A 19,338-nucleotide genomic window follows, 5' to 3' on the forward strand; every position below is an offset into this window, starting at 1 on the left:
TCGGGCACCGCGCAACAAGCAGAGAGGGGATCGAATCTATGGCACTGGAAGCAGACGTCAAGAAGGCGATCATCGAAGAGTACGCGACGCACCCCGGTGACACCGGATCCCCCGAGGTGCAGGTCGCGATGCTGACGCAGCGCATCAAGGACCTCACCGAGCACCTCAAGGAGCACAAGCACGACCACCACTCGCGTCGTGGCCTGTTCCTGCTCGTCGGTCAGCGCCGCCGTCTGCTCGGCTACCTCCAGGACATCGACATCGAGCGCTACCGTTCGCTGATCGAGCGTCTCGGACTCCGCCGGTAACGCGTCCCGCGTTCAATCGCGCAGAACATTCTTGGAAGGCCTCCCCACGGTGTGGGGAGGCCTTCGCTTTGCCGGCCTGGTGCGACTTGACGCGGGCACTTGGTTTCCCGTAGGAAAGTGAATAGGGTTTCCGATTGGAAAGCGGGGCGTTCATGGATCAGAGACCGGAGCCGGGGGCGATGCCGCTCGACCGGCCGACTCCCGCCACGGCGCAGGCATATCTAGACGAATCGCGGCAGGTCGCGATGCGACGAGAGGAGCGCCTGGATCGGCGCGGCGCCGCACGACTGTTCGCCATCGAAGGCGTCGCTCTGGCCGTTTACAGCACGGTGCTGATGTTCGTCATGCCGGGGGACGGCGTCGGCGTGATGGCTCTGCTGCCCTCGATGCTCATCTGGGCCATGCTCGCGGGTTCACTCCACGAGGCGTACGGCTACCGGCGTCGCGGTCGGGAACAGCGCGTGCGTGGAACGGTCGCGATATTCCTGATGGCGTGCGTCGTCGGCGCGCTGGGGCTTCTGCTCGCAGGAGTCGAGCTGCCGACGTGGGCGCGTCTGGTGCCGGGCGCTTTCGCACTGGCGGCATTCGGGTATGTGGCGGTCGGCGAGTGGCGCAGGAGTGCGGCCCGCGTCGGCGTCAGCGCGGACCGCGCGCCCTTCGACCGTGCCACCCGGGTCGTCACTGGGGGCATCGGCGTCGCACTCGGTATCGCGGTGGCGGGTGTCGGCTCGCCGGATGCCGCCGTGGTCTGGCTGGGATACCTGGTCGTCATGCTCGCGCTCGTGGTCTGGAGCGTCATGGCGACCGCGGGCGCCGCGCCCGAAGTGGCCGTGGCCTGGGGGCCGCGGACGTGGGGAGCGTTCGCATGCGCGAGCGCGGTGACCGTTCTGCTCATCCTGCTCGATTCGCGCACTTCGCTTCCGCTTGCGGCCGCGTCTGCGGCCAGCGGTCTCGTGATCGGGGTGGTGTTCGTGCTCATCGCCTCGCTGGGGCGTCGTCATGGCTGAGGATGCCCAGCGCTCGCACCCGCGACTGCGGCTGGATGACAGCTTCGCCAGCGCCATCCGCTTCTCGCTCATGGCTGCGCTCGAAGAGGATCTCGAACTCGACTTCGCGACGCTCGCCGGCATCCTTCAGGTCTCGGACTCGGCGCTGAGCAAAGCGATCTCCGCTCTCGAGCACGTGAAGTACGTGAAGGTGCGGAAGGGGCATGCGGGCAGGCGGTCCCGCACCTGGGTGACGGCGACGACGGGTGGCCGGCTTGCGTTCAATGCGCATCTCGATGCGCTTCATGCCATCGTCGACTACGGCTCCGGTGCCGCGGCGCAGTCACAGTGATCCGCGTGCGTCGCCAACGGACGAGGCCTGTCCGCGAGCTCACCCGGAGGCGCCGAGCAGGTCCGCGTGGTGAAGCGCGGCCACGTCGGGGTGTGCCCGCAGCCGCGATTTGAGGGCGTTCTCGCCGTAGAGGGCGTGGATCGGGTTGGCCGGGTCGTCCGTGACGCCGCGCGCCTTGACCGCGAGCTCGGCGGGCAGCTCGATCACGGGGAGGCGCTGATCGAGCGCCGGATTGAAGAAGAACGGGATCGAGATCCTGTCCTCCGGTTTCCGCGGTGACACGACTCGGTGGTTCGTCGCGCGCAGATACCCACGTGTCGCGTATTCCAGCAACTCGCCGATGTTGACCACGAACGTCCCCGGCAGCGGAGGGGCATCCACCCACACGCCGTCACGCTCGACCTGCAGACCGTGCTTGCCCGGCTCCACCCACAGCAGCGTCAGCACCCCGGAGTCCTTATGCGCCCCCACGCCCTGTTGGGGCTCCGGCGCATCCGTGCCCGGATAGCGCACGATCTTGATGAGGGTCGACGGTTCCCCGAAGTGCTCGTCGAAATAGTCCGCCTTCGCGCCGAGCGCCAGCGCCCACGCTCGCAGCAGCTTGCGGGCGATCCCTGAAAGTGCGGCGTGCCATTCGGCGACCACCTCCCGCAGCTCCGGCTGCGCGGCGGGCCAGAGGTTGGGCCCTATCAGTCGATTGAACGCGGGGCCGCCCGCGACAGGAGCGCGCTCGGGCCCGATGTCGATCTGCTCGCGCCAATCCACCTTGCCCTGGGTGCGTTCACCGCCCACACGGGTGTAACCGCGGAAGTGCGGGCTGTTCACGTTCTCGATCGCGAGCTTGTCGGCTTCGGGGAGCTCGAAGAAGCGCCGGGCCTCGGTATGCAGGCGCCCTTCGAGCTCGGGCGCGATCCCGGCGCCGGTCAGATAGAAGAAGCCGACGTCGCGGGTCGCCCGACGCAGGGCCTCGCGAAACTCCGCAGCCGCAGCAGGTCCTGCGTCGAGCTGGGAGAGATCGAGGATCGGCAGGTTCAGGTCCGTCATCCTTCGACGCTAGATGCCCTGCGGTGCGCGACGGCGGTTTGTTGCGGCGTCTTACCCCGGTCTCGGGCGCCGCCGGGGCGCGCGGCGTCCGGTCTTCTCAGCTGCGCCGAGACCCGGTCGGGTCATTGCGGTGATCGGCCGGCGAGGTCAACGAGGCGTCGGCGAACATCCACCGCGGACGCGGCTCGATGAGCGGGCGGAAGACACGCCGCACGGGTTTGGAGGCCAGTGCGAACGCCGTGGCCACCGAAAGTGCCGTGACCACAGGCAGCCAGATCCAGGTCGGGTCGAGACCCCGCAGTACGCCGGATTCGCGGAAGGGATACAGCACGAAGGAGTGCAGCAGGTAGACGTACATCGTGTACTGCCCGAGGGTGGTCCACCACTGCGCGCGACGCGGCAGCAGCGCGAAGAACGCGGCGCTCAGGAGCAGGGCCAGAGCCATCACCGCCAGCCGCACCGCGCCGGCCCACCATTCGTGCGCGCCGGTCAGGTCTGCGTATGAATCCTCATAGAAGAACCAGTGCCTCAGGTCGAACGCGTCCCAGGCGGCCAGGCCTGCCCAGCACGCGAACGCCCAGCCTGCGAGCACCAGCACGGCCGTGACCCGCAGCCACCAGGGGCGATAGTCGATGAGGTTCAGCCGTCGCACGAAGTCGTGCTCCCGCATCCACCAGCCGAGAGTGAAGAAGAACAGCAGGCCCAGCGTGCGCGACAGCGAGAAGGTGCTGTCGACGTTGGAGAGGTATCCGACGCCGATCGAGATCGCCAGCGTCCACAGCAGAGGCCAGCGCAGCAGCGCGAGGTAGGGGAGGATGAGCCGGAAGATGCCCAGAGCGAGCAGGAACCACAGCGTCCAAGAAGGCTGGGTGAGGTTCGGGTCGGCGCGGCCTTCGACGAGCCACTTCGTCAGAGCCCACAGTGCTTCGAAGATGAAGTAGGGCACCAGGATGTCGGTGATGACCCGCGACATCTGCCGCCTGTTCGGGCTGGCCGACTTCGAGAAGTAGCCGGAGATCATGGCGAAGGCGGGCATGTGGAACGCGTAGATCCACAGGTAGAACGCGTACGAGATGTCGGAATCGTAGGTGAGCCGCTGGATGCCGTGGCCCAGCACCACCAGCACGATGCACGCGAAGCGGGCGTTGTCCCAGAACGGCACCCGGCGTCGCGGTCTGGCGATCGATCCGGTGGCCGTCTGCGGCGGCTGTTCCGAGGCACTGCTCATCGTTCGAGGCTACTGCGGGAATATTGTTGTCACGCGCATGTTGTACTCGATACATTCATTTGAATAAAAGGGCGACCGATAGGGCGCCTCGAGTGGAGAGAACAGTGAACGAGCAGAGCGCCATCCAATTCGGCATCATGTCGGTCAGCGACATCACGCAGGACCCGACGACCGGAATCACGCCGAGCGAGGCCGAGCGCATCCAGGCGACCGCCACGATCGCACGGCACGCCGAAGAGGTCGGGCTCGACGTCTTCGCGATCGGCGAGCACCACAACCCGCCGTTCTGGTCATCCAGCCCGACGACCTTCCTCGCGCACGTCGCCGCGCAGACCGAGCGGCTGATCGTCTCGACCTCGACGACGCTGATCACCACCAACGATCCGGTGCGCATCGCCGAGGAGTACGCGATGCTCCAGCACGTCACCGGCGGACGCATGGACCTGATGCTCGGGCGGGGCAACACGGGGCCGGTCTATCCGTGGTTCGGCCAGGACATCCGTCAGGGTCTTCCGCTCGCGATCGAGAACTACGCGCTGCTGCACAAGCTGTGGAGAGAGGACGTGGTGGATTTCGAGGGCAAGTTCCGCACCCCGCTGCAGGGATTCACAGCGACCCCGCGCCCGCTGGACGGAGTGGCGCCGTTCGTTTGGCACGGCTCGATCCGCACCCCTGAGATCGCCGAGCAGGCCGCGTATTACGGCGACGGATTCTTCGCGAACAACATCTTCTGGCCCAAAGAGCACTACCAGCGCCTCATCGAGCTGTACCGGCAGCGGTTCGCCCACTACGGTCACGGCACTGCGGAGGAGGCCATCGTCGGCATCGGCGGTCAGGTGTTCATGGCGGCCAATTCGCAGGACGCGAAGCGGCAGTTCCGGCCCTACTTCGACAACGCGCCCGTCTACGGCCACGGCCCGAGCATGGAGGACTTCACCGAGATGACTCCGCTGACCGTCGGCTCGCCGCAGGAGGTCATCGACCGGTATGCCGGCATGCGCGAGACCTTCGGTGACTTCCAGCGGCAGCTGTTCCTGATCGATCACGCGGGACTGCCTCTGAAGACGGTGCTCGAACAACTCGACATCCTCGGTGGCGAGGTCGTGCCCGTGCTGCGCAGGGAGCTTGCGAAGAACCGCCCCGACAACGTCCCCGACGGACCGACGCACTCGGCCAGGGTCAAGGCGGTCTACGGCGACGGTCCGTCGCGCGAGGCGCGCCCGAGCGCCAACCGCGGTGACAACCTCACTGCCGGCTCGCCGTATCAGGACGCTCCGGCCCCGGCCGGCGCCGCCTTCGGCCTGAGCCGGAAGGACGCCTGAGATGGGCGAGCGGCGCGTCGCGGTGATCTCCGCGGGTCTGTCGAATCCTTCGTCGACCCGGATGCTCGCCGACCGGCTGACTGCAGAGACCGCGAAGGCGCTCCGCGAGCGCGGCATCGACGTGCAGGTCGATGTGATCGAGCTGCGCGACCTCGCACACGACATCACCAACAACCTGCTGACCGGCTTCGCGCCCGCACCCCTGGAAGAGGCGATCAACCGAGTCGTCTCGGCGGATGCGGTCATCGCCGTCACTCCGATCTTCTCGACGAGCTACTCGGGGCTGTTCAAATCGTTCATCGATGTGCTCGACCCCGACGCGCTCACCGGCAAGCCGGTGCTGATCGGGGCGAACGCAGGCACGGCACGACACTCCCTGGCCATCGACTACGCGATCAGGCCGCTGTTCACGTATCTGCATGCCGAACCGGTCTCGACCGGCGTCTTCGCAGCGTCGAGCGACTGGGGTGCCAACGCCGATGAGGTCGCGCCCCTCAGCGCGAGGGTGGAGCGCGGCGCGCGCGAACTCGCCGAAGCAGTGGCCCGCCGCGAGGCGGTCTCGGATGACGACCCGTTCGATCCCGACACCTATCTCGGCAAGGGGAAGTCCTTCGGGCATCTCCTGGGGGGCCTCGCCGGCGAGTGACAGCGCGCTCGCCCGGAGGGGAGCGCCACCGGCGCAGCTGCGTCTGAGAGGCACCGCGGGAGCCGGGTCGACCCGGCTCCCGCAGTCTTCTTCTCAGCCGCTCTTGCGGCGGAACTCGCGCTTGAGCTGCGGAGCGGGCGCGGCGTGGACGGGGGAGTCGCCGTCGAGGTGCGCCTCCCCGCCGTGCTGCCGTGCGTTCTTCCTGTCGAGCGCTTCCTTGAACTTCCGCTTGATCTCCTCGGATGAGACCGCTTTGTCTTCGCTCATGGCCGACAGCCTAGCCCGAATCGGGTGCCAGTCGACGGAAGCCGTCTCGCCGACTCAGCGGAAGGGACGCCCCGTGGTGTCGCGGCGCTGGGTGCGCGTGACGACGCGATCGATGATCACGCCGATCGCGATCGCGACGACCACGGAGACGACCACGGCGACCAGCGGCCCACCGGGCAGGATCGCGGCGATCGCCGCGCCGACAGCGGCCTGATAGGCGGCCCATCCCGCCGCCGCGCAGGCGGCGAGCGACAGAAAGCGCACCGGATGCAACCGGGACGCGCCGGCGGTGAGGTTCACCGCCAGGCGCGCGAACGGCACGAAGCGTGCGGTGAACAGTACGGTCGCGGCGTTGCGGTCCAGGCGGCGCCGAGCAGCAGTCAGGGCGGCCTGCACCTTCGCCGTGCGCATCCACCGCCACCGCTGCAGTCCGACGCGGCGACCGATCAGGAAGCACGTCGCATCGCCCGACCAGGCGGCGATCGCGGCGACCGATATGACCGCCCACAGTGGAGGGGCGCCCTCCGAGACCGCGAGCGCTCCGAGTGCGGTGACCGCGATCTCACCCGGGACGACGACGAGGAACGCGTCGCAGAGGACCAGCAGCCCCATGGCGATGAGTCCCCACGGTCCCGTCAGGGCGATCAGCAGCGGATCGGGGAGCATGGCCGCAGTCTGCACAGCGCGGGTGAACGGGAACCGTCCGGAAGCTGACCGGTGACCGGCATCCGTGCATCGGGTGAACACTTCGCCCGCCGCGCGCCGTCGCCGCCATCCGGCCGGTCGCTCGCGACATTCTGGCATCGTGAGAGTCGCGATCGTGGCCGAATCCTTCCTTCCGCACATGAACGGCGTGACCGGTTCCGTTCTGCAGATCCTGCGCCATCTCGAACGGACCGGGCATGAAGCGCACGTCGTGGCGCCCGCCGCGCCGGAGATGCCGCGCCGATCGGGCGCAGCCCGCATCGACCCCGTCGCGTCCGTGCCGCTACCCGGCTACCGCCACGTGCGCGTGGGGACATCCTCGACCGCGCGTGTGGCGGAATCGCTGCGCCGGTTCCAGCCGGACGTCGTGCACCTCGCTTCTCCGTTCGCGTTGGGATGGCGGGGCGCGGTCGCCGCGGACCGGCTCGGCGTCCCCGCCATCGCGGCATATCAGACGGATGTCGCGTCCTATGCCGCCCGATACGGCATTCCCGTGACGACGGCGCTCGCCGAGGCGCACATCACCCGGCTGCACCGACGAGCGACGCTCACCCTCTCGCCGTCACGTGAATCGGATGCGCAGCTGGAGCGGCTCGGCGTAGACCGCATCCGCCGGTGGGCCAGGGGAGTGGACGCGGAGCGGTTCCATCCGTCCCGACGGGTCGCGCACCCGGCCTTCGGTGAGGCCGAGACCGTCGTGGGATACGTGGGCCGGCTGGCCCCCGAGAAGCAGGTCGAGGATCTTCGTGCGCTCGCGGGCCTGCCCGGCGTCCTGCTTGTGATCGTCGGCGACGGCCCTGCGCGGCATCGCCTCGAGGTGATGTTGCCGGAGGCGCTCTTCCTCGGGCATCTCGCCGGACTCGAGCTCGCGGCAGTGATGGCGTCGTTCGACATCTTCGTGCATCCCGGTGAGAGCGAGACCTTCGGGCAGACCCTGCAGGAGGCGCACGCCAGCGGCGTGCCCGTCATCGCCACCGGCAGGGGAGGTCCTCTCGATCTCGTGCGAATGGGGATCGACGGCTGGCTCTACCGTCCCGGTGATCTCGATGACCTGCGCATGCGTGTCGCCGACCTCGTCGGCGATCAGCGCAAGCGGCGCGCGTTCGGCAGGGCGGGAAGGGAAGCCGTCGAGAGCAGATCCTGGTCGGCCGTGTGCGAGCAGCTCCTCGGCCATCTCGACGAAGCACGTGCGCTGCATCCGGTCGACCGGATGCAGCGTGCGACTCGCCTCAGGCGCCCGGATCCGGCGCCGTCCGTGCAGGCGCGTCGCTGGCGGCGCTATGTCGCACTGGGGGACTCCATCACCGAGGGGCTGAGCGACCCCGGACCTGACGGCTCGCTGCGTGGCTGGGCCGACAGGCTCGCGATGCTGCTGGCGGCGAGCGGCGGTCTGCAGTACGCGAACCTGGCGGTGCGTTCCAAGCGCGTCGAGGACGTCTGCGGGGCGCAGCTCTCACGAGCCCGCGATCTGCGGCCGGACCTGGTGTCAGTCCTGGTGGGCGCCAACGATCTCGTCCGCGCGCGCACGGACGTCGCCGCACTCGCCGCGGACGTGGAGCGCGCGGTGTCCGCATTGAGATCGGACGGAGCTGACGTCGTGCTCGTGACGCCCTTCCTGCCGAGGCGTCTCGCATCGAGATTGTACGTGCGCCGGTTCGCCGCCTATGCGAGTGCGCTCGCCGTGATCGCAGAGCGCAGCGGCGCGATCCTGATCGATGCGGACCTGCATCCCGACTTGGGGGAGCGCCCCAACTGGGGGGAGGACCTCGTGCATCTCTCCAGTCGGGGACATCGCCTGCTCGCATACCGCATCGGCGAGGTGCTCCGCGTACCGCACGCGGAGGCGCTCGGCGTCCTCGACGAATCACTGCACGCCGGTGAGCGCCTCCCGCGCCGGCTGTGGTGGCGGCGCCACGCGCTGCCCTGGCTGTGGCGGCGTCTGCGCGGACGCACTGCTGGCGACGGCCGTACCGCGAAGCACCACGATTACGTCTACATCGGCCGCAGCCAGGTGCGGCTGCCTGAGGATGCGCGATGACGGCCGACTGCTAGGCTGGATGAGGATCCCTGTGGCATCCTCACAAACTGCATACAGGCTTCACACGGAGCGGTCGGCTGAGAAGCTGGTCCCCTGTGGTGGGTTCCTCGTCGCGCACGGCGCCGGGTGATCTTCTACTGGTGGCCAGCGCAGGCGAGATTCGCGGGAGTGCCCGCGCGCTTATATCTGCCCGCATCCGCTCCTTCGCGAGAACTCGCGCACCACACGGGTGAGCGAGCCTAAACAAAGAAGGAGAGACCTCTTGGAAGGTCCTGAAATCACCGCCACTGAGGCCGTTCTCGACAACGGCCGTTTCGGCACCCGCACCGTCCGCTTCGAGACCGGACGCCTCGCTCAGCAGGCTCAGGGCTCGGTCGCGGCCTACCTCGACGGCGAGACGATGCTCCTGTCGGCCACCAGCGCCTCGAAGCACCCCCGTGAGGGCTTCGACTTCTTCCCGCTGACGGTCGATGTCGAAGAGCGCTCATACGCCGCAGGCAAGATCCCCGGCTCGTTCTTCCGCCGCGAGGGACGCCCCTCCACCGAGGCGATCCTGGTCTGCCGACTGATCGACCGTCCGCTGCGTCCGTCGTTCGTCGACGGCCTGCGCAATGAGGTCCAGATCGTCATCACCGTGCTGTCGATCGCCCCGGGCGAGTACTACGACGCGCTGGCGATCAACGCCGCGTCCGCCTCGACCCAGATCTCGGGTCTGCCCTTCTCCGGTCCGATCGCGGGCGTTCGCCTGGCGTTCATCCCCGGCCACGGCGAGCACGCCGACCAGTGGGTCGCGTTCCCCGACGCCTCGCAGGTCGAGCAGGCAGTGTTCGACCTCGTCGTCGCGGGCCGCGTCGTCACGAAGGCTGACGGCACCGAGGACGTCGCGATCATGATGGTCGAGGCGGAAGCGACAGAGGGCAGCTGGAACCTCATCAAGGCCGGCGCCACCAAGCCGAACGAGCAGGTCGTGGCCGAGGGCCTGGAGGCCGCGAAGCCGTTCATCTCGCAGCTCGTGAAGGCTCAGGCGGAGCTCGCCGCGACGACGTCGAAGGAGCCGGGCGTGTACCCGGTGTTCCTGCCGTACAGCGAAGAGGTCTACGACTTCGTCGCGAAGCGTGCGTACGACGAGCTCGTCGGCGTCTACCAGATCGCCGACAAGCAGGAGCGCCAGAGCGCCGATGACGCGATCAAGGACCGCGTCAAGGCAGAGCTGATCGAGGCGACTGAGGCGGGCGATCTGCCGGCCGCGGCCCCGCTCGAGTTCGCCGCAGCGTACAAGTCGGTCACGAAGAAGATCGTGCGCGGTCGCATCCTCACGGAGAACGTCCGCATCGACGGTCGAGGACTCGCCGACATCCGTCCGCTTGACGCAGAGGTGCAGGTCATCCCGCGCGTGCACGGCTCGGCGATCTTCCAGCGCGGTGAGACCCAGATCATGGGCGTCACCACGCTGAACATGCTCAAGATGGAGCAGCAGATCGACTCGCTGTCGCCGACGACGTCCAAGCGCTACATGCACCACTACAACTTCCCGCCCTACTCGACCGGTGAGACCGGTCGAGTCGGGTCGCCGAAGCGTCGCGAGATCGGGCACGGCTTCCTCGCCGAGCGCGCGCTCGTGCCGGTGCTGCCGACGCGCGAGGAGTTCCCGTACGCGATCCGTCAGGTCTCAGAGGCCCTGGGCTCGAACGGCTCGACCTCGATGGGATCCGTCTGCGCGTCGACCCTGTCGCTGCTGAACGCCGGTGTGCCGCTGCGCGCGCCCGTCGCCGGCATCGCCATGGGCCTGGTCTCGGACGAGGTCGACGGTGAGACCCGCTATGCGGCCCTCACCGACATCCTCGGCGCCGAGGACGCGCTGGGCGACATGGACTTCAAGGTCGCCGGCACCAGCGAGTTCGTCACGGCCATCCAGCTCGACACCAAGCTCGACGGCATCCCGTCGTCGGTGCTCGCCGGAGCGCTCACCCAGGCCCGCGACGCGCGTCTGACCATCCTGAACGTGCTGAACGCCGCGATCGACGCACCCGACGAGATGGCGCCGACCGCGCCGCGCGTCATCAGCGTGCAGATCCCGGTCGACAAGATCGGCGAGCTGATCGGCCCCAAGGGCAAGACGATCAACGCGATCCAGGACGAGACCGGCGCGCAGATCTCGATCGAGGAGGACGGCACCGTGTACATCGGTGCGACCGACGGCCCCTCGGCCGAGGCAGCACGCGCCCAGGTGAACGCGATCGCCAACCCGACGAACCCCGAGGTCGGCGAGCAGTTCCTCGGCACCGTGGTGAAGATCGCCAGCTTCGGCGCCTTCATCTCGCTGCTGCCTGGCAAGGACGGTCTGCTGCACGTCACCGAGGTGCGCAAGCTCGCCGGAGGCAAGCGGGTCGAGAACGTCGACGACGTCCTCTCGGTCGGCCAGAAGATCCTCGTCAAGATCACCAAGATCGACGACCGCGGCAAGCTGTCGCTCGAGCCCGTGCTCGACGACGCTCCCGCCGAGGCTGAGGCCGAGACGGTGGAGGCCGACGCCGCCGAGGCGTGATCCGCCTCTGACGCTCGGCATCCGAGTACGGGCCCGGAACCGCGTGCGCAGGCACGCGGTTCCGGGCCCGGTCGTATCTGATGTGATGGAAACGTTATTCGTTCTTCCGGTCATGTTCCCCTGTCGTGGTCGGATCTCAGTGCTACCTCGCTTACCCTCGAAGTACGCACCGGGGGGTGCGTGGATGAAACGGATCGGCTGATCCGCGGGGGTGAGAAGATGCGTCTTTTCGGCGTAGGCACGGCAGCAGACTCGTCGCGCGTTCCCGAATCGCTTCACGATCACCCTTCCGCACCCATCCCCGTGGTCGGCCCGGGAGTGGGTGAGACCATCAGGGTCGCGCTCGGAGAGACGGGGCATTCGATCTTCCCGCTGATGCTGGGCGCCGCGGAGTTCGGCTGGAACGTCGACCTCGAGGCGGCGCACGGCATCCTGGACCGCTACGTGGAGTACGGCGGCAACGCCGTCCACACCGCAGACGGCTTCTCCGGCGGGCGCAGCGAGTACATCGTGGGTCAGTGGCTGAGCACGCGAGGCATACGCGATCGCGTGGTACTCAGCGCCAGGGTCGGATCGCATGCCGACAATCCGGGGCTGGACTCGGTCAACCTCGTGCGGGCGGTGGAGGGCTCCCTCACACGGCTCGGCGTCGAGCACATCGATGTGCTGTACCTCGATGCGTCGCTCGACACCGGCAGCAACCTCGAGGACACTCTGGCGACCGTCGAATGGCTGCGAGACGCGGGCAAGGTCTCTTCGGTGGGAGCGTTCGGCTTCACGGCGGAGAAGCTCGTCGAGGCGCGCATACTCGCCGCCGCGGGCTATCCGCGCATCGAGGCGCTCGACGAGCCGTACAACCTGCTTCGCCGCGACGGGTTCGAAGGCGATCTGCGGCTCGTCGCGGGTGCGCAGAGCCTGGCGACCACCCCGTCACACGCGCTCGAGCACGGCTTCCTGTCCGGTCGTCACCGCAGCAAGTCCCAGGTGACCGGAGTGCGCGGACAGCAGCTTCGCAGCCACATCAATCGGCGCGGCATCCGAGTGCTGCGCGCGCTCGATTCGATCGCCGGGGAGCTGGGCGTCCCGGTCGCTGCCGTGTCCATCGGCTGGCTGCTCGCCCAGCGCACCGTCGTCGCGCCGATCGTCAACGTGTTCGCGGCGCACCATGTCGAAGAGCTCATGCAGGGCGCAGGAGTCTCCCTCTCCCGGGCTCACATCGCCGAGCTCACCCGAGCCGGCGACTGATCGCCTCACCACGCCGTCACCAGGCGACACCCGGGGGCCTTCGTGTCTGACCCGTGACCTAAGCTGGAGGAGGCGCCCACGCGGCGGCGATGAAGCGAGCAGGGTTGTGACGCACTACATTTATCTGGTCAGACACGGTGAACATCAGGACGCCGAACACGGCGTCGATGACGGACCCCTTTCGCCGCGGGGACAGCGGCAGGCGGAGCTGATCGCCGACAGGCTGTCCGGCCTTCCCCTCGACGCGGTGTGGCATTCCCCGCTTCTGCGCGCCGCAGAGACCGCGCGGGCCGTGGCAGCGCGGCTTCCGTCGGTCGACCCGGTGCCCTCGGCGCTGCTGTTCGACTGCGTGCCGACGGGGATGACCGATGACACGCCGCCGGCGTTCGAGCCGTTCTTCGGCTCGGTGACCGAGGCCGAGATCGAAGCAGGACGCGCGCAGATGTCCGATGCCGTGGGAGAGTTCCTCCGCCGCAGGAACGGTGACGTGCATGAGGTGCTGATCACCCACAACTTCGTGATCAGCTGGTTCGTGCGAGAGGTGCTCGCCGCACCGGAGTGGCGGTGGATGACGCTCAACCAGGCGCACTGCGGCCTCACGGTGATCGCTCAGAAGCAGGGCCGCCCGTGGTCGCTGCTCGCGCACAATGACCTCGGTCATCTGCCGATGGAGCTGCGCACCGGGCTGCCCGACTACCTGTCTGTCTGATCTGCGAGGATCGCTACCCGCCTCGTCTCGCGCGTCGCGGTCAGCCCGGCACCGGCACGCGAACCTAGACTGGACCCATGTCCACACAGGTAGCCCTCGTCGGCGGCACCGGAAAGCTCGGTCGCGTCATCCGCGCGGCGATCGACGAGCTCGACGGGTTCGAGGTTCGCAGCATCCTCGGCTCGTCCAGCGCCCTGTCCGAGCTCGACGGGGCCGATCTCATCGTCGATGCCTCGACGCCTGCCGTGAGCGTCGACGTGGTGCGGACGGCGACCGAGAGCGGAGTGAACGTGCTGGTCGGCACCTCGGGGTGGTCACAGGAGCGCATTGCCCTGGTGCGTCCCCTGGTCGAGAACGCGGGTACCGGGGCGCTCTTCATTCCCAACTTCTCGCTGGGATCGGCGCTGGGCACGGTGCTGGCCGCCGTCGCAGCTCCGTTCTTCCCCAGCGCCGAGGTCATCGAGGCGCACCGCGACACGAAGATCGACTCGCCCAGCGGTACGGCGGTGCGAACGGCCGAGCTGATGTCCGACGCCCGGATGGAACAGGGGCCGTTCAGTGCGCCGCACGTCGATCAACGCGCCCGCGGTCAGCAGGTCGCCGGCATCCCCGTGCACTCACTGCGGCGTCCCGGGGTCGTCGCGAAGCAGGAGGTGATCCTCTCGGGCGCCGGGGAGTCGCTGTCGTTCGTGCATGACACGATCGACCCGGCTGCCGCATACGCCCCCGGGATCCGCCTGGCACTCCCGTACGCGCGCGACGTGCGCGGAGTGGTCGTCGGACTGGAGAACGTGATCGATCTCGGCATCCGGCCGCGCTCGTGATCTCGCGAATCGGCGTCGCGGTGATGGGCGCGGCACTGCTGCTCTACATCGCGACGGTCGTGTGGCTCGCGGTGCTGTTCCTCGCGGTGGGCACGCCTGCTGCCGTCGGTATGGGAATCGCGCTCATCGTGATCGCGCCGATCGGGGCATGGGCGCTCGTGCGTGAGATGCAGTTCGGGTTCGCCGCCGACCGCCTCGGCCGCGTGCTCCACGCTGAGGGCGGAATGCCCGAGGCGCCAGGCGAGCTCACGCCGAGCGGCCGGCTGCTCAGCCGCGACGTCGACGCGCTGATCAACGTCTACACGTCGCAGGTCACGGCGTCACCCGACGACTGGAGGGCCCGTTTCCGGCTCGGCGTCGTGCAGGATGCCGCCGGAAGACGAAAGGACGCCAGGTCCAGCATCCGCGAAGCCATTCGGCTGTCGCGGACGAGGTCCTGACGTCCTTGCGAAAGCTGCGTCCGCTCAGGCCAGCGTCGCCTCGAGCGTGATCTCGATGCCGGCGAGCGCCTGAGAGACAGGGCAGCCGATCTTGGCACCCTGCGCGATCTCCTGGAACTTCTCAGGCGAGAGCCCGGGCACGGAGGCGTTCACGTTCAGGTGGCTGCCCGTGATGCCGGTGCCGGGCTTGAAGGTCACCGAGGCGGTGGTGTTCACCCGCTCGGGCGGAGTGCCGTTCTCGGCGAGCGCGTGCGAGAACGCCATGCTGAAGCACGACGCGTGGGCGGCGGCGATCAGCTCCTCGGGTGTCGTCGTGGTGTCGGAGCCCTCGGTGCGGGCCTTCCAGTCGATCGGGAAGGTGCCGAGGTTCGACGACGACAGCGCGACGGTGCCGGAACCCTCGAGCAGTGAGCCGGTCCAGGTGGTGGTCGCTTCGCTGGTGACGGGCATGTTTCCTCCAGTGGTCGCGGGGAACGCGGATGCTGACGCAGGCTCGCGTCGCGTGGCCAGCCTACCCATGCGGGCACGCGTTCGGAACCGACCCCGCGGCGGTCTCAGCTTTCGAGGTTCAGCCGCGCCCTGAGACTCCGCGTCCGATCGTTCGAGTGCGCTGCAGAAGCAGGTAGAGCTGGCAGCCGAGGCAGAACCCGAACGCGGCGTTCAGAAAGGCCGCGATGAAGGCCGCAGCTGACGCGACGGGTAGCGCCAGCGGAACCCCGGCCAGGTGGAGCACGAGCCCGAGGCCGACGACGAGCAGCCCGACACCCTGCGCGAAACGCGGCGGGCGGGGATCCTCCAGCTCGGCGGGAGGGGACAGCCGCGGCCTCACGAGGGTGCGGAACAGCACCGACCATGGCTGGCTGGACGGCGACAGGAGGCCCCACAGGAACAGCGCGGCGATAGCGACGGTGAGCACGAAGGCCGGGTCGAGGGTGCGTTGCGCCAGCGAGGCCGACGTGATCGACCAGTCGGATGACCGGCGAGTCGCCGAGAGCCCGATGAGACCGAGGAGCGTCGCGACCAGCAGGAGGGCGGACGTGATCCAGGCGGCGAAGCGGGGCGCCCTGGGGTCGATTCCGGTTGTTGTCGTCATCGGATCTCCTGTGGTGAGCGCAGGGAGGCGAGGGCGGCTTCGATGTCCATCCGACGCGGGACTCCGCCGAAGCGTGCGGCGACGGCCCCGTCCGGGCTGATCACAAAGGTCGTGGGCGTGGCGAGGATGCGATGCTTCGCGGCGAGATCGGGGCGACGCGTGAGGTCGACCTCGGCGAACTCGACACCCGTGAGCGCGTCGGATACGGCCCGCAGCATCCGGCGAACCTGCGGGCACCGGGCGCAGGTCTCCGTTGTGAACTGCAGCAGGACGGTCCGCCCTGCATGTGAACCGAGTTCCTCTGGCGACACGCTCGCGTCATGGGTGCGTCGTCGCCGGCCGTCGAGCGCACGCCAGATCAGGCCGGCGATCACAGCGACGGCGACCAGGCCGGCGAGGCCGGCGAGAGCGAGCGACAGGGGCATTCGTCGAGAGTACGTCGGGCACGTGGTGAGAGAGGGGGATGTGACGGCGGATGACAACCGCCTCGCCGACGCCCTGGCCGGGTATCGTGGCTGACATGAGCGCCGTCGTCCCCACGCCCTACGAAGATCTGCTCCGCGATGTGCTCGAGAACGGCACGCACAAGGACGATCGCACCGGCACGGGCACGACCAGTGTGTTCGGACGGCAGATCCGCTTCGACCTCTCGCAGGGTTTCCCGCTGATCACCACGAAGCGGGTGCACTTCAAGTCCATCGCCTATGAGCTGCTGTGGTTCCTGCGCGGCGACTCGAACGTTCGATGGCTGCAGGAGAACGGAGTGACGATCTGGGACGAATGGGCCGACGAGGACGGCGATCTCGGCCCGGTCTACGGCGTGCAGTGGCGTTCCTGGCCGACGCCGGACGGCGGCAGTATCGACCAGTTGTCCCAGGTGATCGACCAGATCAAGGCGACGCCCGACTCGCGGCGTCTCATCGTGTCGGCGTGGAACCCCGCCGATATCCCCGACATGGCGCTCGCCCCGTGCCACGCCCTGTTCCAGTTCTACGTCGCCGACGGCAGGCTCTCGTGTCAGCTGTACCAGCGCAGCGCCGACCTCTTCCTCGGGGTGCCCTTCAACATCGCCTCCTACGCGCTGCTGACGCTCATGGTCGCGCAGCAGACCGGGCTTGAGCCCGGCGACTTCGTGTGGACCGGCGGCGACTGCCACATCTACGACAATCACGTCGAACAGGTGCGTGAGCAGCTGACGCGGGAGCCGTACGCGTACCCGACCATGAGGTTCGCACGCAATCCGGAGTCGATCCTCGACTACCGCTACGACGACTTCGTGATCGAGCAATACCAGCACCACCCGGCCATCCGCGCGGCGGTCGCCGTATGACATGGATCGGACTCGTCTGGGCGCAGGCTCATGGCGGCGTGATCGGTGCCGGCGGAGGCATGCCGTGGCACGTGCCGGAGGATCTCGCGCATTTCAAGGAGGTCACCTTCGGGGCTCCTGTCGTGATGGGGCGGAAGACCTGGGACTCGCTGCCGGAGCGCTTCAGGCCCCTTCCCGGTCGGGACAACATCGTGATCACTCGGCAGCAGCATTGGACGGCACCGGGGACACGCCGGGCATCGAGCGTGCGCGAGGCACTGCGCGGCCTCGAGAAGGCCTGGGTGATCGGGGGCGCGGAGATCTTCCGTGAGGTGATCGGCGACGCGGACCGGCTGGAGGTCACCGAGCTCGATGTGGATGTCGAAGGCGATGCCTACGCCCCGTCGACAGCCGGGTGGCGGTTGGTCGACGAAGGGGAGTGGCAGACCTCATCCTCTGGCATCCGTTACCGCTTCCTGGCGTACCAGCGCTGATGCCGGTCGCACTGATCACGGGCGCGAGCGCCGGGCTCGGCGCGGAGTTCGCCCGTCAACTCGCCGCTCGCGGGGCCGACCTGGTGCTGGTCGCACGCAACGTGGATGCGCTCGATGAGCTTGCCGCCGGGTTGAGAGACGGTTTCGGCGTCGACGTCCAGGTGATGCCGGCCGATCTGACCGATGAGCGCGATGTCGACCGGGTCGCGGCACGCCTCGCGGATGCCGCCGAGCCCGTGGACCTGTTGATCAACAATGCCGGATTCGGTCTGCCGCTGCGCTTCGCGGACAACGATGTCGAAGACGAGGTGCGGCATCTGCGGGTGCACGTCGAGGCGCCGATGCGGCTGATGCACGCCGCCCTGCGCACCATGCGCGGGCGCGGAGGGCGCATCGTGAACGTGGCGTCCGTCGCCGGCTTCATCTCGCGCTCGACGTACTCGGCATGCAAAGCGTGGGTGATCGGATTCAGCCGATGGGCGAACGCCGAGTACGCGTCCGACGGCGTGACGGTCACCGCCCTCTGCCCGGGGTTCACCCACACCAGCTTCCACGAGCGGATGGGATTGGAGCCGGGAAAGGAGGGCGTGCCGGCGATCGGGTGGCTGGATGCCGGGGACGTGGTGCGCGAGGGGCTGCGCGATGCGGCCCGCGGCAAGGCGGTGTCGGTGCCCTCCACACGATACAAGATCGTCGTCGCCGTGACCTGCGTCCTTCCTCGTTCCCTGATAGCGAGAGCTGCTCGTCGCGGACGCATGTGATCGGTCGTCGCCGCGATAACCTTGTACTCATGACGCACACCGGCAATCCCTTCGGCCAGGTCCTCGTCGCGCTGGTCACCCCGATGACCGCCGACGGTGAAGTGGACTGGCCTGCCGTCGAGAAGCACATGGACCGCGTCATCGCCGACGGCGCCGACGGCATCGTGGTCACCGGCACCACCGGAGAGACGTCGACCCTCACCGACGCCGAGAAGCTGCGCCTGGTCGAGGTCGGCAAGGACGTGTCGGCAGGGCGCGCGAAGATCATCACCGGCGGCGGGTCGAACGAGACCGCCCACGCGATCGAGCTCTACAAGGCGAGCGAGAAGGCAGGGGCGGACGGCATCATGATCGTCACCCCGTACTACAACAAGCCCACGCAGGCCGGCATCCTGACCCACTTCCGCCTGGTCGCCGACGCCACGGACCTGCCGGTGATCCTCTACGACATCCCCGGCCGCACCGGCGTTCCGATCAAGTACGAGACGATTCTGCGGCTGGCGAAGCATCCGAACATCCTCGCCGTCAAAGACGCCAAGGGGGACTTCAGCGAGGTCAGCCGCGTGCTCAACCAGACCGACCTGATGTACTTCTCCGGTGACGACGCGAACGTGCTGCCGCACCTGTCGATCGGTGCGACCGGGCTGATCGGCGTCACCGCCAACATCACCTCCGCGCCGTATCGCACCATCGTCGACGCGGTGAACCGTGGCGATCTCAGGACCGCCACGGCCGAGCACATGCGCCTCGAGCCGCTCGTGCGCGCGGCGATGACGCATGTGCCCGGCACTGTGGCTGCCAAGTACATCCTGCACGGACTGGGCCGGATCGGCAGCCCGCGAGTGCGTCTGCCCCTCGTCGGTCCGGAGGAATGGGAGGCGGCTCTCATCGAGGACGAGCTCGACCTCGTCAAGGATGTCCCGGGTGCCGACTTCTCGAACTTCCGCCCCGACCGCAACGCGGCCGCGGGTGGCGCCCTGCCGAAGGTGCACGGCACCACAAGATGATCGTGCGCAGCACGA

At 68.3% G+C, this 19,338-nt stretch carries 22 protein-coding genes; 15 read left to right on the forward strand and 7 right to left on the reverse strand.

Translation table 11 applies throughout. The features are described 5' to 3' along the window. Window positions 1-38: 38 nt before the first annotated feature. The 3 genes from rpsO to RIN43_RS12705 all read left to right on the forward strand — a co-directional run bounded on the left by rpsO (window position 39) and on the right by RIN43_RS12705 (window position 1,646). Complete coding sequence (gene rpsO / locus RIN43_RS12695) at window positions 39-308, forward strand: 30S ribosomal protein S15 (RefSeq protein WP_055993247.1); 270 nt, start codon at window positions 39-41, stop codon at window positions 306-308. 152 nt (window positions 309-460) lie between these two features. Next, entirely contained in the window at window positions 461-1,315 is an 855-nt protein-coding gene (locus RIN43_RS12700) for a hypothetical protein (RefSeq protein WP_309129293.1), read from the forward strand. Continuing rightward, the gene (locus tag RIN43_RS12705) at window positions 1,308-1,646 is read left to right on the forward strand and encodes a transcriptional regulator (RefSeq protein ID WP_309129294.1); all 339 of its coding nucleotides are present in this window, start codon (window positions 1,308-1,310) and stop codon (window positions 1,644-1,646) included. The genes RIN43_RS12700 and RIN43_RS12705 overlap by 8 nt, the downstream gene beginning before the upstream one ends. A 39-nt stretch (window positions 1,647-1,685) precedes the next feature. On the opposite strand, the gene RIN43_RS12710 is transcribed toward RIN43_RS12705, so the two are convergent. After that, window positions 1,686-2,690 (reverse strand): 2-oxoglutarate and iron-dependent oxygenase domain-containing protein, encoded by a 1,005-nt coding sequence (locus tag RIN43_RS12710; protein ID WP_309129295.1) that lies wholly within the window; start codon window positions 2,688-2,690, stop codon window positions 1,686-1,688. Window positions 2,691-2,787: 97 nt separating this feature from the next. Then, on the reverse strand, window positions 2,788-3,918 hold the full coding sequence (locus tag RIN43_RS12715; RefSeq protein ID WP_309129296.1) for an acyltransferase family protein: 1,131 nt from the start codon (window positions 3,916-3,918) through the stop codon (window positions 2,788-2,790). A 104-nt stretch (window positions 3,919-4,022) separates the two neighbouring features. On the opposite strand from RIN43_RS12715, the gene RIN43_RS12720 reads away from it, so the two are divergent. Then, entirely contained in the window at window positions 4,023-5,240 is a 1,218-nt protein-coding gene (locus RIN43_RS12720; RefSeq protein ID WP_309129297.1) for an LLM class flavin-dependent oxidoreductase, read from the forward strand. A gap of 1 nt (window position 5,241) precedes the next feature. Then, window positions 5,242-5,886, forward strand: coding sequence for an FMN reductase (locus RIN43_RS12725; protein WP_309129298.1), 645 nt, complete (start codon window positions 5,242-5,244; stop codon window positions 5,884-5,886). A gap of 93 nt (window positions 5,887-5,979) precedes the next feature. Here RIN43_RS12725 and RIN43_RS12730 read toward each other — a convergent pair whose 3' ends face one another. Further along, window positions 5,980-6,153, reverse strand: a complete 174-nt coding sequence (locus tag RIN43_RS12730; RefSeq protein ID WP_309129299.1) for a DUF5302 domain-containing protein — start codon at window positions 6,151-6,153, stop codon at window positions 5,980-5,982. A gap of 54 nt (window positions 6,154-6,207) precedes the next feature. Beyond that, complete coding sequence (locus RIN43_RS12735) at window positions 6,208-6,819, reverse strand: VTT domain-containing protein (protein ID WP_309129300.1); 612 nt, start codon at window positions 6,817-6,819, stop codon at window positions 6,208-6,210. Between the two features lie 154 nt (window positions 6,820-6,973). Between RIN43_RS12735 and RIN43_RS12740 the strand changes: the two genes are divergently transcribed. From RIN43_RS12740 to RIN43_RS12765, 6 genes are all read left to right on the forward strand, one after another. Beyond that, the gene (locus RIN43_RS12740) at window positions 6,974-8,896 is read left to right on the forward strand and encodes a GDSL-type esterase/lipase family protein (protein ID WP_309129301.1); all 1,923 of its coding nucleotides are present in this window, start codon (window positions 6,974-6,976) and stop codon (window positions 8,894-8,896) included. A gap of 262 nt (window positions 8,897-9,158) precedes the next feature. After that, the gene (locus RIN43_RS12745) at window positions 9,159-11,441 is read left to right on the forward strand and encodes a polyribonucleotide nucleotidyltransferase (RefSeq protein WP_309129302.1); all 2,283 of its coding nucleotides are present in this window, start codon (window positions 9,159-9,161) and stop codon (window positions 11,439-11,441) included. A 219-nt stretch (window positions 11,442-11,660) separates the two neighbouring features. Continuing rightward, window positions 11,661-12,686: an aldo/keto reductase gene (locus tag RIN43_RS12750; protein ID WP_375163750.1), complete on the forward strand. Its 1,026-nt coding sequence runs from the start codon at window positions 11,661-11,663 to the stop codon at window positions 12,684-12,686. A 106-nt stretch (window positions 12,687-12,792) separates the two neighbouring features. Beyond that, window positions 12,793-13,395, forward strand: a complete 603-nt coding sequence (locus RIN43_RS12755) for a histidine phosphatase family protein (RefSeq protein WP_309129304.1) — start codon at window positions 12,793-12,795, stop codon at window positions 13,393-13,395. Between the two features lie 77 nt (window positions 13,396-13,472). Continuing rightward, window positions 13,473-14,219: a 4-hydroxy-tetrahydrodipicolinate reductase gene (dapB, locus tag RIN43_RS12760; RefSeq protein ID WP_309129305.1), complete on the forward strand. Its 747-nt coding sequence runs from the start codon at window positions 13,473-13,475 to the stop codon at window positions 14,217-14,219. After that, window positions 14,216-14,659 carry a hypothetical protein gene (locus RIN43_RS12765; protein WP_309129306.1) on the forward strand — a complete coding sequence of 148 codons (444 nt, stop codon included), beginning with the start codon at window positions 14,216-14,218 and terminating at the stop codon, window positions 14,657-14,659. Before dapB ends, RIN43_RS12765 begins: the two co-directional genes overlap by 4 nt. Before the next feature lie 24 nt (window positions 14,660-14,683). Here RIN43_RS12765 and RIN43_RS12770 read toward each other — a convergent pair whose 3' ends face one another. From RIN43_RS12770 to RIN43_RS12780, 3 genes are all read right to left on the reverse strand, one after another. Further along, entirely contained in the window at window positions 14,684-15,109 is a 426-nt protein-coding gene (locus RIN43_RS12770; protein WP_309129307.1) for an OsmC family peroxiredoxin, read from the reverse strand. A gap of 118 nt (window positions 15,110-15,227) precedes the next feature. Beyond that, the gene (locus tag RIN43_RS12775; RefSeq protein ID WP_309129308.1) at window positions 15,228-15,752 is read right to left on the reverse strand and encodes a DUF4395 domain-containing protein; all 525 of its coding nucleotides are present in this window, start codon (window positions 15,750-15,752) and stop codon (window positions 15,228-15,230) included. After that, the gene (locus RIN43_RS12780) at window positions 15,749-16,177 is read right to left on the reverse strand and encodes a thioredoxin family protein (RefSeq protein WP_309129309.1); all 429 of its coding nucleotides are present in this window, start codon (window positions 16,175-16,177) and stop codon (window positions 15,749-15,751) included. The genes RIN43_RS12775 and RIN43_RS12780 overlap by 4 nt, the downstream gene beginning before the upstream one ends. Before the next feature lie 95 nt (window positions 16,178-16,272). Between RIN43_RS12780 and RIN43_RS12785 the strand changes: the two genes are divergently transcribed. The 4 genes from RIN43_RS12785 to dapA are packed head-to-tail and all read left to right on the forward strand — an operon-like array spanning window position 16,273 to window position 19,323. Continuing rightward, window positions 16,273-17,082, forward strand: a complete 810-nt coding sequence (locus tag RIN43_RS12785; RefSeq protein ID WP_309129310.1) for a thymidylate synthase — start codon at window positions 16,273-16,275, stop codon at window positions 17,080-17,082. Further along, window positions 17,079-17,555, forward strand: coding sequence for a dihydrofolate reductase (locus RIN43_RS12790; protein ID WP_309129311.1), 477 nt, complete (start codon window positions 17,079-17,081; stop codon window positions 17,553-17,555). Before RIN43_RS12785 ends, RIN43_RS12790 begins: the two co-directional genes overlap by 4 nt. Beyond that, window positions 17,555-18,316, forward strand: a complete 762-nt coding sequence (locus RIN43_RS12795; RefSeq protein ID WP_309129312.1) for an SDR family oxidoreductase — start codon at window positions 17,555-17,557, stop codon at window positions 18,314-18,316. The genes RIN43_RS12790 and RIN43_RS12795 overlap by 1 nt, the downstream gene beginning before the upstream one ends. 29 nt (window positions 18,317-18,345) lie before the next feature. Then, window positions 18,346-19,323 (forward strand): 4-hydroxy-tetrahydrodipicolinate synthase, encoded by a 978-nt coding sequence (gene dapA, locus RIN43_RS12800; RefSeq protein ID WP_309129313.1) that lies wholly within the window; start codon window positions 18,346-18,348, stop codon window positions 19,321-19,323. The last annotated feature ends 15 nt before the right edge of the window (window positions 19,324-19,338 follow it).

Source organism: Microbacterium sp. (assembly GCF_031178445.1).
Classification (GTDB): Bacteria; Actinomycetota; Actinomycetes; order Actinomycetales; family Microbacteriaceae; genus Microbacterium.

What these genes read in the sequence shown, in the direction of transcription:
- dapB (WP_309129305.1), top strand. Translation starts at nt 13,473, where the DNA reads ATGTCCACACAGGTAGCCCTCGTCGGCGGCACCGGAAAGCTCGGTCGC.
- RIN43_RS12725 (WP_309129298.1), top strand. Translation starts at nt 5,242, where the DNA reads ATGGGCGAGCGGCGCGTCGCGGTGATCTCCGCGGGTCTGTCGAATCCT.
- RIN43_RS12770 (WP_309129307.1), bottom strand. Translation starts at nt 15,109, where the DNA reads ATGCCCGTCACCAGCGAAGCGACCACCACCTGGACCGGCTCACTGCTC.
- RIN43_RS12785 (WP_309129310.1), top strand. Translation starts at nt 16,273, where the DNA reads ATGAGCGCCGTCGTCCCCACGCCCTACGAAGATCTGCTCCGCGATGTG.
- RIN43_RS12790 (WP_309129311.1), top strand. Translation starts at nt 17,079, where the DNA reads ATGACATGGATCGGACTCGTCTGGGCGCAGGCTCATGGCGGCGTGATC.
- RIN43_RS12730 (WP_309129299.1), bottom strand. Translation starts at nt 6,153, where the DNA reads ATGAGCGAAGACAAAGCGGTCTCATCCGAGGAGATCAAGCGGAAGTTC.
- RIN43_RS12780 (WP_309129309.1), bottom strand. Translation starts at nt 16,177, where the DNA reads ATGCCCCTGTCGCTCGCTCTCGCCGGCCTCGCCGGCCTGGTCGCCGTC.
- RIN43_RS12795 (WP_309129312.1), top strand. Translation starts at nt 17,555, where the DNA reads ATGCCGGTCGCACTGATCACGGGCGCGAGCGCCGGGCTCGGCGCGGAG.
- RIN43_RS12715 (WP_309129296.1), bottom strand. Translation starts at nt 3,918, where the DNA reads ATGAGCAGTGCCTCGGAACAGCCGCCGCAGACGGCCACCGGATCGATC.
- RIN43_RS12775 (WP_309129308.1), bottom strand. Translation starts at nt 15,752, where the DNA reads ATGACGACAACAACCGGAATCGACCCCAGGGCGCCCCGCTTCGCCGCC.
- RIN43_RS12705 (WP_309129294.1), top strand. Translation starts at nt 1,308, where the DNA reads ATGGCTGAGGATGCCCAGCGCTCGCACCCGCGACTGCGGCTGGATGAC.
- dapA (WP_309129313.1), top strand. Translation starts at nt 18,346, where the DNA reads ATGACGCACACCGGCAATCCCTTCGGCCAGGTCCTCGTCGCGCTGGTC.
- RIN43_RS12750 (WP_375163750.1), top strand. Translation starts at nt 11,661, where the DNA reads ATGCGTCTTTTCGGCGTAGGCACGGCAGCAGACTCGTCGCGCGTTCCC.
- rpsO (WP_055993247.1), top strand. Translation starts at nt 39, where the DNA reads ATGGCACTGGAAGCAGACGTCAAGAAGGCGATCATCGAAGAGTACGCG.
- RIN43_RS12735 (WP_309129300.1), bottom strand. Translation starts at nt 6,819, where the DNA reads ATGCTCCCCGATCCGCTGCTGATCGCCCTGACGGGACCGTGGGGACTC.
- RIN43_RS12710 (WP_309129295.1), bottom strand. Translation starts at nt 2,690, where the DNA reads ATGACGGACCTGAACCTGCCGATCCTCGATCTCTCCCAGCTCGACGCA.
- RIN43_RS12700 (WP_309129293.1), top strand. Translation starts at nt 461, where the DNA reads ATGGATCAGAGACCGGAGCCGGGGGCGATGCCGCTCGACCGGCCGACT.